General features: G+C 35.8%; 14 protein-coding genes, 2 tRNA genes and 1 pseudogene. 7 read left to right on the forward strand and 10 right to left on the reverse strand.

The window, feature by feature from the left end; all coding sequences use genetic code 11:
- Window positions 1-198 precede the first annotated feature (198 nt).
- From ACFIN0_RS08050 to ACFIN0_RS08060, 3 genes are read left to right on the forward strand one after another with little or no spacing between them, the layout of a single operon-like run.
- Window positions 199-471 carry a toxin HicA gene (locus ACFIN0_RS08050; RefSeq protein ID WP_375696057.1) on the forward strand — a complete coding sequence of 91 codons (273 nt, stop codon included), beginning with the start codon at window positions 199-201 and terminating at the stop codon, window positions 469-471.
- A complete protein-coding gene (locus tag ACFIN0_RS08055) occupies window positions 461-778 on the forward strand; it encodes a type II toxin-antitoxin system HicB family antitoxin (RefSeq protein WP_004856761.1) in 318 nt (105 codons plus the stop codon). Before ACFIN0_RS08050 ends, ACFIN0_RS08055 begins: the two co-directional genes overlap by 11 nt.
- 42 nt (window positions 779-820) lie before the next feature.
- Window positions 821-967 (forward strand): CopG family antitoxin, encoded by a 147-nt coding sequence (locus tag ACFIN0_RS08060; protein WP_375609574.1) that lies wholly within the window; start codon window positions 821-823, stop codon window positions 965-967.
- Window positions 968-1013: 46 nt separating this feature from the next.
- Here ACFIN0_RS08060 and ACFIN0_RS08065 read toward each other — a convergent pair whose 3' ends face one another.
- The 4 genes from ACFIN0_RS08065 to ACFIN0_RS08080 form a co-directional block, all read right to left on the reverse strand.
- Window positions 1014-1292, reverse strand: a complete 279-nt coding sequence (locus ACFIN0_RS08065; RefSeq protein ID WP_375702283.1) for a hypothetical protein — start codon at window positions 1290-1292, stop codon at window positions 1014-1016.
- Complete coding sequence (locus ACFIN0_RS08070) at window positions 1289-2017, reverse strand: antA/AntB antirepressor family protein (RefSeq protein ID WP_375702285.1); 729 nt, start codon at window positions 2015-2017, stop codon at window positions 1289-1291. The genes ACFIN0_RS08065 and ACFIN0_RS08070 overlap by 4 nt, the downstream gene beginning before the upstream one ends.
- A 595-nt stretch (window positions 2018-2612) precedes the next feature.
- On the reverse strand, window positions 2613-3104 hold the full coding sequence (locus tag ACFIN0_RS08075) for a hypothetical protein (RefSeq protein ID WP_375615104.1): 492 nt from the start codon (window positions 3102-3104) through the stop codon (window positions 2613-2615).
- Between the two features lie 90 nt (window positions 3105-3194).
- Complete coding sequence (locus ACFIN0_RS08080) at window positions 3195-3515, reverse strand: hypothetical protein (RefSeq protein WP_375615094.1); 321 nt, start codon at window positions 3513-3515, stop codon at window positions 3195-3197.
- Window positions 3516-3692: 177 nt separating this feature from the next.
- Between ACFIN0_RS08080 and ACFIN0_RS08085 the strand changes: the two genes are divergently transcribed.
- Window positions 3693-4001: a hypothetical protein gene (locus ACFIN0_RS08085; protein WP_375615095.1), complete on the forward strand. Its 309-nt coding sequence runs from the start codon at window positions 3693-3695 to the stop codon at window positions 3999-4001.
- A 301-nt stretch (window positions 4002-4302) separates the two neighbouring features.
- Here ACFIN0_RS08085 and ACFIN0_RS08090 read toward each other — a convergent pair.
- The 5 genes and pseudogenes from ACFIN0_RS08090 to ACFIN0_RS08110 all read right to left on the reverse strand — a co-directional run bounded on the left by ACFIN0_RS08090 (window position 4303) and on the right by ACFIN0_RS08110 (window position 7046).
- A pseudogene (locus tag ACFIN0_RS08090) lies at window positions 4303-4588 on the reverse strand (hypothetical protein).
- A gap of 200 nt (window positions 4589-4788) precedes the next feature.
- Window positions 4789-4995 (reverse strand): hypothetical protein, encoded by a 207-nt coding sequence (locus ACFIN0_RS08095; protein WP_375615096.1) that lies wholly within the window; start codon window positions 4993-4995, stop codon window positions 4789-4791.
- Between the two features lie 812 nt (window positions 4996-5807).
- Window positions 5808-5981 carry a hypothetical protein gene (locus ACFIN0_RS08100; protein WP_375615097.1) on the reverse strand — a complete coding sequence of 58 codons (174 nt, stop codon included), beginning with the start codon at window positions 5979-5981 and terminating at the stop codon, window positions 5808-5810.
- Between the two features lie 550 nt (window positions 5982-6531).
- Window positions 6532-6738, reverse strand: a complete 207-nt coding sequence (locus tag ACFIN0_RS08105) for a hypothetical protein (protein ID WP_375615098.1) — start codon at window positions 6736-6738, stop codon at window positions 6532-6534.
- 222 nt (window positions 6739-6960) lie between these two features.
- Window positions 6961-7046: transfer RNA gene (locus ACFIN0_RS08110), tRNA-Leu, on the reverse strand.
- A 146-nt stretch (window positions 7047-7192) separates the two neighbouring features.
- Here ACFIN0_RS08110 and ilvA point away from each other — a divergent pair.
- The 3 genes from ilvA (at window position 7193) to ACFIN0_RS08125 (ending at window position 10704) form a co-directional block, all read left to right on the forward strand.
- Window positions 7193-8470 carry a threonine ammonia-lyase IlvA gene (gene ilvA, locus ACFIN0_RS08115; RefSeq protein WP_375608747.1) on the forward strand — a complete coding sequence of 426 codons (1278 nt, stop codon included), beginning with the start codon at window positions 7193-7195 and terminating at the stop codon, window positions 8468-8470.
- A gap of 35 nt (window positions 8471-8505) precedes the next feature.
- Window positions 8506-9036: a hypothetical protein gene (locus ACFIN0_RS08120; RefSeq protein ID WP_375702286.1), complete on the forward strand. Its 531-nt coding sequence runs from the start codon at window positions 8506-8508 to the stop codon at window positions 9034-9036.
- A gap of 291 nt (window positions 9037-9327) precedes the next feature.
- On the forward strand, window positions 9328-10704 hold the full coding sequence (locus tag ACFIN0_RS08125; protein ID WP_375702284.1) for a DEAD/DEAH box helicase: 1377 nt from the start codon (window positions 9328-9330) through the stop codon (window positions 10702-10704).
- 1380 nt (window positions 10705-12084) lie between these two features.
- On the opposite strand, the gene ACFIN0_RS08130 is transcribed toward ACFIN0_RS08125, so the two are convergent.
- Window positions 12085-12159 (reverse strand) — tRNA-Asn (locus tag ACFIN0_RS08130).
- Between the last annotated feature and the right edge of the window lie 162 nt (window positions 12160-12321).

Consider the following 12321-nt stretch of genomic DNA (forward strand, 5'->3'; position numbering starts at 1 on the left):
GTTTCACTTTGTGTTGAGATATTAATAGCTGGCATTGCTTCAATAAATAAATTGAAGTCACGCATATTGAAAACATTATCACCAGCCACTGTTTTTGCTGCCTTTATCAACGCAACAAATGTTTCTCTTATCGTCTCACGGGGGGGCATGGGGGCTCCTGTTCAATTAAGTGCATAAAATGATTGACTAGGATTAATAATGATACTATTATTGGTTATGAGTAATAAAGTTGAAAAAATAATCAGCTTGATGAAAGCATCACCAAAGAACATTAAGTTTTCAGATTTGTTGGCTGTATGTGTCTATTTCTTTGGAGAACCACGGAACAATGGTACAAGCCACTTTGTTTTTAAAACACCGTGGCTTGGTGATCCTCGTGTGAATATTCAAAAAGATTCTGGTAACAAAGCAAAAGCTTATCAAGTCAAACAAGTCTTACAAGCGATAAAAAGGATGAAACATGAACAATAATCATTATACATATCGTGTTTTGTGGTCGCAAGAAGATGAGGAATATGTCGGATTGTGTGCAGAATTCCCATCCCTTTCATGGTTAGATGCTCAAGCAGAGAAAGCTTTAAAAGGTATTATGGACCTTGTTTCAGAAGTTGTTGAGGACATGCAACATAATGGAGAAGAAGTTCCTGTGCCTTTGTCACATGGTAAATATAGTGGTAAGTTTCAATTAAGAATACCACCAGAACTCCATAGAAAACTTGCAATACAAGCCGCTGAAAATGGTGTGAGTTTAAATAGATATATTTCTTCTAAACTTTGAATCTTTTAAAAGTCTATACGTACTAAAAGAAAACTAATTCTTATGAAAACCTCTAAATTAAAACAAATACCCGTTTTCAAGACGGGTGAAGAAGCAGAAAACTTTGTTGATACTGCCGATCTTACAGATTATGACTTAACTGATTTTAAATCCGTTCATTTTGAGTTCTTACCTAAAGAAGTCTCTTGACTACCTCCCCACCTTTAACGATAGGGAGGGGAGTTTTGTTTTTAAGTTAAGCAACCTTTTTAATGGGGCTCTCGAAATTTGCTTCATAAGCGCGTAACAAAGAATCCATGCTATGCGGTAACTCTGAATCACCAAAATCTGTTAGAACTGTTAAGATTTTAAGCATACTTGGCATCTCATCCTGAAGTTTTGAAATCAAAACTTTTTCTATTAATTCCATAACTTCAACTATGGCATTACAATTTGCATCTCCAATGCCTCGATGATTGGAAAACTGAGACAATGCTATCCACAAATCGCATAAGAAATTGGTATCTATCTTCATTGCACACCTCCATGAATTTGCTCTCTCAAACATGCTAATCCTCTGGAAGTGATTTTCGTTGAAGGCAGTACCTTTTCTGTACCATCAGGTCTTTGGATAGTAATAGCAGGACAATCCATGAATCCTTTCTTTATTTTGTCCTGATAAGGTAACAGAGGCACCCCTGGAGCCCGCCGGTAAACCCAATCATGTTTACGTAAGTAATCCGTTAAATCCTTTGGTCGCAACTCTAACATCTTTGCGGCTTCAATTAAACCAAACAGACCATCAGAGCGTTTTAGACCCTCAAGTGCCTCTGCTTTTGGTGCTAATTCTGCAATAACATGATCTTTCTGCTCAATTTGACTTTGTAAATGGTTCAAGACACCAAGTAATGCCTCGGGTTTAGAGTAGTCAACTTGTGATGCAGCTATCTGTGGTGTTGCTACTTGTTTCAAAAGTCGTTCACATTTGATAAAGTATTGACGTGCTTCATGTCCTTTATCATTACGTTCGATCATGGAAAGGTGTTTAGCCATGTCTAATGTAATGTGGTATTCTTTTACCTTTCCACTGTTTTCTAAATTTTTAGAAAGCGCCACAAAGTCTATATTTTCTCGAAATTTACATTCTTTAATGCGATTTTTTATCCAATTTCTAAATTCCGATTTAACTTCCAAAAACGTATGCAATTCACGCGCATTAACAGTTTGAACGGTTTTCGGATCAATGACTTGTTCTGATATTTTTAAGAATGTTCATAATGAACTCCTATCGATTAGAGGTTTTCTATTGACACTTTAAAAGAGTTCTGGGCACTAAGAAACACGGCAATCTAGTCTGTCGTTACGCCTTTCCCCGAAGGGTGTTATATGGTATAACAACACCTGACAAAGCTATTATATGCATGTAGCATACAATGAGTTAAAGCTTTTAAATTGCGGAAGATTAGTTATTTCGGCAACTAATCCGCTAGTTGTTTTGAGGTGTTTTTGAGGCACCTGATTCGAAAATACCTATTACTATAGAATTGTCCAGCAACAAAAATTACTTCTTGCTAAGAAAACGTTTCACATACTGTACAGTGTACATAATAAAAATTGTTATTTATCAATAAGTTAAGTGTACAGCGTACAGTAAAATTGAAAATTCTGTCGCTAGCGATAATTCGCACTAGTCTGCCCTGCAACGAAGCCAACCCGCTGGGAAGTACCTTTTGCATTGATTTTTTATGGAAGAACAAAGCATAAGTGATAATCTGTTTTTAAAATTGTAATCAAAGTGTGTAATGCATAAACTCATAAGGATATGGAATATATAGATAAAGTTTAAGAACATAATCTAGCTTTTCTTGTTGGCAGCGTATTCATGATGAGCAAGTTTGTTCTGTATATTGGCAATTAATCTCTCATTGGCTTTTTTTACAATAGCACTTGCAATCTCTGGCTTTGACATGACCTCAGAAGTTGAGGGGCCCTCTTGTTTTGCAATAGGGAATTGATCTCCGTCATCTCTTTGAAACACATTCCCTCCCATTTTCAAATCAACACGCTTTGGAAAACTGCCTCCCTTGATAAAACCATGGGGTAAGATTTCTTTCTTTCCAAACAGTGTGTAAATTACGCCGCGTTTTGTTTCTTTTGCTTTAAAAAATTTAAGAGGTATTGGTGTTCCAGAACCAATGATACCTGTCTCAAGAAACCTTGCTGTCACTTTTTCTTTAATATAAACACCTTTTCTGATACGCTTTGTTTGAGCTGATGAGATGTCGGTAACTTGCTTTTCAGTAAAGCGTTCAACTTGTTTTGCTGAGGTGTTTAGAGCATTACGCAGAGCCCAATTAAGGCGTGGTGCTTGAAGGCTTGTGAAGGTATCTTTTGCCTGTTGAAGATACTATTTTTGGTAGATGATTAACTTCAACGTCTAAGCCTTTTTAAGAGTAGGTGTTGATGATTGAGAGACCTTAGATGCTTTTGGTTTTTCGAGAGAGGTTTTTTTAGTCACTGATTTCGTTGATGTTTGTACGGCTTCTTGTTCTATTTGCTTAATTTGTTCAACTCCCTTGTCGGGCTTTATTTTTGTTTTAACATCAACAAAGGGTTTAGCAGCATTTGCACGCTTGAGACGAGCATAGACTTGATTAGAAAGCTCAACAAATGGATTATTGGGAGTTGAAACTTCAAAACGAACAGTGCTTTTATTGTTGCCAACAACACACATTGGCTTAGTGATGACAGCTTTCATTATGGCTCCTTTTGAGTCATAATTAATGACATCATTAGTCAAATATTGATTTTTATTCTGTGAAAAATTGATTAGCTGATTGTCAACAGAAAAAATCATGATCTTATGCTTTTTTACTTTTTACCTAAAGTTGGTGTTTTTAAACATTAAAAGTTGTAGAAAAAATTCAAGTAAGAAATGTTGATAACTTTGCTAAGACTTCGCCCATTACGCGTTACTATATCTAAAGCACGCGGCTGGTCGCAGCGTATCACACCTGTTGTATGCAGCCCTGTTCCCACCAATGAAACAGCAAAGCCTGCTGTTCTAGCAAATGACATAATCAGTACAGGACGCGTTCCTTTTTCTCATAGACAGAGGTTGGGTCAAGCGATACAAACCAAATTTCACCCCGCTTCATTACAAGAGCTCTCTGTCAACAGGCTTTGCATCAAACCACTCTACATCTTTATCCGCAAAATCGTCCGAAGGATTACATTGGGCTAACAATTCTTCAAGAGTGTAATTTTGCGATTTGTCCATTATCAATAGCCAAACCCACTTGCATATTTTCAGTAAGATGAAGAACATCAAACAATGCAGGAGGTATAGAGAGCATAACGGATCCTCCAACTTTACGTAATTTTGTTGTGCATAAAACGCCCTCTCTAATATTATATAAAAATATAACATAAAGCTCATGATTCAATAGCTTCTTATGCTTTTGTGTAAATGTTTAAGAAGCGCATTTAGAGCAATACGCAATATACTCTGAATTAAAGTCAATATTTTTTATCTCTCTGTTGATCTAGTCTATAAGAGGTTCGTAATTGAGAATGCTTTTCGGAATATCACCACCGTAAACCATGCTTTTACTTGCGCTTTGGTACTAAAATCCGCATTCTTAGGTGTTTTGTAATACTGACCACCATCAAACTTTTCACATCCTCTTGTGCCGTCTCCATATTCGTAGAGGTTGTAAAAATACTCCTCTGTCCAATCCCCCATGGGGCATACCCACTGCCGTTGCAACAAACCTCTTTCGCATGGGCTTGTTTACGGTTTTTTAAGAGTAGATGTTTTAAAATGAACATGCTTTAATCCTAATTTTACAAATTTGTCTATTTGCCTCAAATTTGACTGTACAGAGCGTTTTATATGATAGGTTTTTTTATCATAAAATCTTTAAATCACTCTGTACGGTGCCATTTTGTCGATTTAAATGCACATCCAATCACAAAACGATCAGCAATTTTCTCTAGTTTGCTAACCTGAAATGTTTTTCACTTGCTTTTCAACCAACGTGAGTGGTCTTGAATTCTCTCTCATTGCCTTTTTTCAGCTTTTTTTCATGGGTGTTCAAAACAGCCTTGTGTACAAGATTGGCTTTTGCCAAAAGACTATTTTCCAAATCACGGCATAATCTTACTAACTCACGAGTGCTTGGAAAAAACGTATCTGATAAATCTTCTACCTCATCGCATAAAATCCGTTTAACCATTTTTATCAGTGACTACGTAGAAACACTTTCCAAAATCATTCTCCATAGGTAAGCGCTATACCTTCATGATCGGCCTGTTGCGAAATTTTAAACTACACGAAAGCATCCGAATTGCCTTGGCTATGTCCTCTTTGTTCGCTTTTATTTAAAACAATTCGTGAAATTGATCACATGCTTCTAAGGCAATTGCTTCCTTCTGTTGTGTCAATGCTTGCCATTTTTCAAAACTAAAGGAAACTGCGGAGCTATCATCTCGTGAATGTGTTTCAAAGTGACCTCGAGGCCTGATATCAAGGATGCTGTCTGAGATGCGTTCATCTACACTTTTTTGCCTTTGAGAGTGATTTCCATAGTTTTTTCCGTTCTCTAAATCCTTGATAGCTTTTCACACCCAATTGCGTCATGTTGCTTTCCAATAATCTCGAAATTTTGTCATTTCGACTTTGACACGCTCTGGAGGCAATTCCTCATCGATTGCAAAATTATCAGGGATACGACAGTCACTGTCATTTCTAACCCGTTTAGCTTTTTTCGGAATGTTTTTTTGCTCGTGAATGGAAGGTTGGTTTTCTATACCCGTTTCGATTTGCTCTGATGTGGTCTCAACAGCAGCAACCTTTGTTGGTTCGTCAACTTGTTCGTTTGTTTCTAAATTTTCAGAACCAGTTTTTTTACTAAAATGATGGTTTTAGTATATTATATATATATTCTTATTCTGGTTCTTTATAGCTTGATTTTGCTTAGCGTTTGCTTCAGCAAGATCATTACAATGTTTTTTATAGCGTTTTTTATTGTGCACTTTTCCAGCCTCACTATGAATTTGCGATATGTGCACTTTTTTTATCAGTAAAATCTTTTAGCTCTTCTTCAACGCGCGTATTCGACAAACCATTATCTTTCTCAATAAGTTTATCATTTCTTATTAAGTGTTCGACAAGAGTTGCAAACTTTTTTGCGAGCAATTGCAGTGCGTACAAGCGTTTCAAAGTCTTCTTTAATTGGTGCTTTTTGTCATACATGCGAATGAAAAGCGTTATATAAACTCACCTTTGCTCCAACGTCATTCCATCTATCTCATTGATCCAGTCATTCAAATGGAATCTTATCCATGGCATTGCATTAGACATGCGCATTCCCTTCTTTAACTAAATATAAAATTGCTAAAGCATTTGCTTCGGTGTCATCTTTTGGGTTTTACCCTTTTGCACAACACCGTTTTAATCATCTTTTCTTGTGAAGAGTTGCCTTTATCTGTTGTTATCTTCATTTTTGTAAGTCATTGCTGAAAACGCAAATAGCGCATACCATCGCCTTTAAAACGACAAGATTCAAAATTGACAAGTGCCACTTGTTATACTGCTGTATACACGAGAAATCGCTCAGCCTGTCTTGGTACCTAGATCAAGGTAGAGAATGATTTGTGTATTTGATGATCATCTTCCCCCATTAAGGCTGTTGTGTATTTATATGTGCGCTATGATAGAGCGTGTTGTGATTGCCTGTCTTGAAAAAATGTTTGTGAGAAAGTACTTGAAACTACTTTTGGGCTAAATTTTTAATTGCCATTCGAGGAAAAATAATTTTAGAAGCAGTTGATTTTCGAATTAACTCTTCTTGTTTTTGAATCACATCTTTTTGTGCACGTATTATTTTAGCTTCTTTATCTATTATTTTGTCTTTTGCATCTATCTCTTTTCTGAGCTTTTGCGTCGTTTTACAAGAGTCATGAAGAGTATAAGCCAATCCCAAATTAGCAATACTAATTGCCTCTCCATCCTATAAAGATGAGGAGGAGGTCAAAGTGCTAAAAAGGTACCTCAAAAAGCAGCAATGATTCGTATTTTAGCATCATCGCGGTGCTGTCTAATAGCGTTATAATAAAGTTACGAAAGGTGGTGTAGAAGGTGCTTTAATTTTTTTTGATTTTTAATAACTCATTGGAAAATAAGAGAGATTAAGATAACTTGGTGCGGACGGCGGGACTTGAACCCGCAAGGTCTTCGACCGGCAGATTTTAAGTCTGCTATGTTTACCGTTTTCATCACGTCCGCGATGTGAGTTCTCTCATAAGCTATATCTTTTATTGAATCAAGAATTAATGACAAAAGAAACATTTTTCATTTTTTAGTGAAATTTTGACTGACAATAGTTTCCTTTATCGATAGAAAAAGCTTTTATAATGTAAATAAAGTATGAAATGATTAGTGTTATGAGTCAATTTATTCAAGACGTCACAAAAGCTATGGTGGGATTGCATCACGTGTTTGCTGAAACACCACTTCAAAGAAATGATTTTCTTAGCCAAAAGTATGATGCAGAAATTTATTTAAAGCGTGAAGATTTAACACCGGTGCGGTCTTATAAGATTCGTGGTGCTTTCAATTTTGTTTCAGAAATGCTTAGCTGTATATCACCAGATTCTGCATTTGTTTGTGCTTCAGCGGGGAATCACGCGCAAGGGGTTTCTTTTGTTTGTCGTTATTTTAAACGTAAAGGCGTGATTTTCATGCCTATGACAACGCCACAACAAAAAATTGAAAAAACACGTATTTTTGGTAAAGAATTCATTGATATTCGTTTGGTTGGTGAAACATTTGATCAATGTTATGAAGCTGCACAATCCTTTGTCGTAGAGAGCGGTGGTGTAATGGCTCCACCTTTCGATGATATTCGCATTATTACGGGGCAAGCAACAGTGCTTTGTGAGGCTGCTTTACAATGGAAAAAACTCAATGGAGAAAGTGAGCCAGATTTGATGATTGTGCCGGTAGGTGGGGGTGGTTTGGCAAGTGGAGTGAGCAAGTTTCTACATGAGTATGGTTGGAAAACAAAGCTTCGTTTTGTTGAGCCGCAAAGAGCAGCAAGTTTACTTGCTTGTTTGGAGAGTGGAAAACGCGTCAAGCTTGAAAGCATTGATACTTTTGTAGATGGTGCTGCTGTGGCTGAAATTGGTGCACTAAACTATACAATTCTAAAGCAATTTCCCCCTGATTCTGTCATTACGGTTCCTGAAAATCGCGTTTGTTCTACGATGGTTGAAATGCTTAATGTTGAAGGTGTGGTTCTTGAACCGGCTGGTGCTTTATCGATTGATGCACTTAACAGTATTCCTCCTCAAGAGTTAAAGGGGAAAAAAATTCTTCTTGTTATTTCAGGAGGTAATTTTGATTTTGAGCGTTTGCCAGAAATTAAAGAGCGTTCTTTACGTTTCCAAGGGTTGAGAAAATATTTTATTTTTAGTTTTCCGCAACATCCTGGTGCATTGCGTCATTTTCTTTCCACATTATCGCCAGATGATGATATCGTACGTTTTGAATATCTTAAAAAATCAGCGAGAAACTTTGGTTCTGTATTGGTTGCGATTGAAACAAAAAAATACGGTAATTTTTGTCTTTTAGAGGAAAAATTTCAAACGTTAGGTTGGCGTTACCGTGATATTACTGATGATCAAACGTTATTTGATTTTGTTATTTGAAAAACTGAAATTTTACTAAAAAAAGAAGTATAATGATGAAACCTATTTTTTATTCGGTGCTGAGTCTATTTTTCTTTTTGATTGTTAATCAACAGAGTTTAGCATCTCAGCCAACAATAGTACAAAAAGATGAACTTTCAAGAGTCGTTGTTGATGTCAATAATGCTATAAAAAATGGGAATTTTATGCCTATTTCTCGTTATATGCCTGAGCGGCTTTATAAAGAGATGGCACATCGATTGAATACAACAGAGAGTGCTTTACGTAGTGATTTTCTTCAACAGTTGCATAAGAAGTTTGAGGGGTTGCCTTCTGGTGCTTATTATTTAGATAAAGAAAATATAGAGTATTTACAAACTGATAACGGTACTTTGTATGCTTTAATTCCAACAGTTCTTGAGATGAAAGATCGCATCATTCAATATAAAACTTTGGCGATTTTTGATAAAAACCAATGGTATTTAATTTATGGCGGTCAAAAAACTTTACAAAATCCAGTTTTTCTCGAGATTTATCCTGATTTTATCAAGGTACATTTACCGATGGACACAATCATCAAAAAGTAAACGATCTAAATATTGTTTTTATTCATGATAAATGTATTTCGTAAAGTTCTTGCTTTTTTATCATAATCCAAAGATAATAGAGGTGAAGGCATTTAGGCTGGTTTGTTGGCTTTTTGTAAAGTGAAGTTTATACGCCTTTATCTTGATTTCAAGGTGTTCATGAGTTGCGCAAGCCGCTTTTTAGGCGTTGCTTCATTTAAAATGTCAGGGATTTCTCTTGCGCGGATTCTTGAGTGGAGAGTTCAGATGGTTACTTCATTTTGAGTTCTTCAGCTAAGGAAAGATTTTATTTTGCCTATAAAAGAAGAAAATGTTTTTACAAAGTTAGGTTTGCCTACTCTTTTGATTAAAAATTTACTCATTGCTGGGATGAGTAAACCTAAACCTATACAAGAACAAGCTATTCCAGTGATGTTGAAAGGACACGATATTTTAGGTGTTGCTCAGACAGGTTCTGGAAAAACCTTGGCATTTAGTTTGCCTATTTTAAGTCAGATTTTGGCTTTAGGTGATAAACGATGCCCTAAAACTGCACGCGCTTTGATTTTAGCTCCAACGCGTGAACTTGCTGTTCAGATTGATGAAACGATTCGCACTGCGGCGAAAGGAGCACATCTTTCAACATGTCTTATTTTTGGGGGCGTATCACGTTTAAAACAAATTAAACGTATGGAAGCAGGTGTGGATGTTTTGATAGCGACTCCAGGGCGTTTGAGAGATCTTGTTCGTGAAAAGTGTGTTGATCTTTCCCAATCTCGTTTTTTGATTTTGGATGAAGCAGATCGTATGTTGGATATGGGGTTTATTCATGATGTTAAGCAAATTGCAAAGCTTTTGCATCAAGAGCGTCAGACAGCACTCTTTTCTGCAACAATGCCGAGGGAAATTGCTGTGCTTGCAAAATGTTTACTCAATGATCCGGTTAAAATTGAAGTTGTTCCTCAAGGTACTACGGCTGTAGAGATTTGCCAAAAATTATATTGTGTTCCTACGAATGAAAAAAAGAATGTTTTAAGTAAACTTTTGACAAATCCAGCTTTTGATTCGGTTATTGTTTTTACTCGAACGAAACATGGGGCAGATGCTGTCACGCGTAGTTTAGAAAAGGTAGGATATTTAGTCGCAACAATTCATGGAAATAAATCACAAGGTGCTCGCCAGTCTGCTTTAAAAGCTTTTCGTGAAAGATCTGTGCAGATCCTAGTGGCAACAGATATTGCTGCACGCGGTATTGATATACCAGGGATAAGTCACGTTATTAATTACGACTTACCAGATGAAGCTGAAAGTTATGTACATCGTATTGGTCGTACAGGACGTAATGGTGCATCTGGTGTAGCACTTACGCTTTTTGATGAGAAGATAGAAAGGTCCCGCTTGCGTGCTATAGAGCGCTTGATTCGTATGAAATTGGTGGCTGAGGCTGTTCCAGAACAATTTGCAGCGTTTCCAGAAAAGCCAATTGTACGAGAAAGTAAAGAAAACGATAAGGAACGCCGTTTTAAAAAATCTAAACGTCAAAAACAGTTTTTAGGTCGAAAAGATGATGCTGCACAGTTGCAGCGGAAGAATTCTTCACTTCAAAATGAGAGGCAGCAAAAAGCAAAACCGATAGTAAAGCGTGCAAAGACTTTTCGTTTTCGGAAATCAGTTAAGAAGGCTGCTTAGATAAAGTCTTGAAAAAAGATCATGTATAGGAGATTTTTTACTTTTGTTGATTTATTCTCAATTGAAAAGAGTTAAAAGTAAGAAGATTCTTCAGAGCTTTTCATTTTTTAGAAATGAAAACTTCTAACCGTTTGGATTTATTTAAAAATCATTATTGTAGAGGCAATTATTTATTTGCTTTATTCCCATTTTTAAAAATGGGAATAAAAGTAGATTTTATTTATATAAAAATTATTTTTATAAAGGATGTGTTTTATCTTTAATGATAACTTTTAATTTTAAAAATTGATGTCTAATAATAACTCATTGTTTTATATATTTAATAATTCATTATATCGTATTTTTTTCATTTTTAAGTTATTTATGCGGATCAATCAAAAGTATTCGCTTGCACGTTATGTGTGAAGTTGTCATATAAATAAACATTTGAAAAATAAATAAAATAATTTTTATAAACTCTTTCAAAGGCAATGGGGGATTGCTGAGATTGAGAGTTGAAAAATAGTACGATGGTATGACTTTTATTATAAATAAAGATGGGGCTGATCAATCGATTTCATTTTATACCATTTACGGGGGTGTCATTGTGAAAGAGTCTTGGGGAATTTAAGAGATATCTCTTTAAAAAAGCATGTGACTGCATAATACAATAGCGAGAATGTCATGATTTCTGAAGGCTTTCTCAGGATTCTTAACAATTTAGCTTGTTATCTTGGTTTTTACTGTAAAACACTATTATTTGGGGGGGGGATATAAAGTATTTGGGAGATATAAAGCCTATAAGACTTTATGTATTAAATGTTTTATGACAGTGTGGTGAACAAGGCAAGGTTGTTTGTAAAGCGTTGAAGTCGTTAGCAGGAGGAATAACCTGTTAGATAAGACGTCGGAGTGTTTACAGATTTGTTTTATATTTTTTGCTTTTAGGATGGGGAGGAGATTATGTGGGGTGTATGGAGATAATATATGACCTTGATTATTGATTCTTCCATTTTTCAAAATGATTGCTTCATGAGCAGGTTTTTAAGTTTAATTTCTTTATTGAGTATAAATCATTCTTTCTTTGGAAAAAAATATGATACAGTTTCATTGCTGATGGAGCTTAATAATTCATCTTTGATGAAAGAAATCGTAATTTATAATATGCAAATAATTGCAGTGCCCTCTTATAGAAGCGCGGTGGTTTGAAAAAAGTAATCTTATTTGTGCTATTCTAAAATGAATCAATTGCTTTTTGCGTTCATTGCAAAAAAACACATCCCGTATGATATTGCGTTTCTATATTTATTGCAAAAATCCTATTCCCTCACTTTTATTAACGAATCCCTCATGTCTAAAAGCTTGAGAAAAAACAATAAACTACGTGGAATAAAAGAAAAGTGGCTCCCCGGGCCGGATTCGAACCAGCGACCAACCGGTTAACAGCCGGTTGCTCTACCGCTGAGCTACCGGGGAACGGTGCCCAATTATTTAATTGAAAAGGCTATAGCAAAGCAATACTGATTTGCAAAGGATAAAATTACTTTTTTTAAAAAAATATGATAAATTGTGTAATAAGAGGAAAAAAGGTGTGAGAAGATTTCTACACCTTGACGGATGCGTTGCCTTCCCTTATGG

This window comes from Bartonella sp. AA89HNZF (assembly GCF_042196905.1).
Classification (GTDB): domain Bacteria; phylum Pseudomonadota; class Alphaproteobacteria; order Rhizobiales; family Rhizobiaceae; genus Bartonella.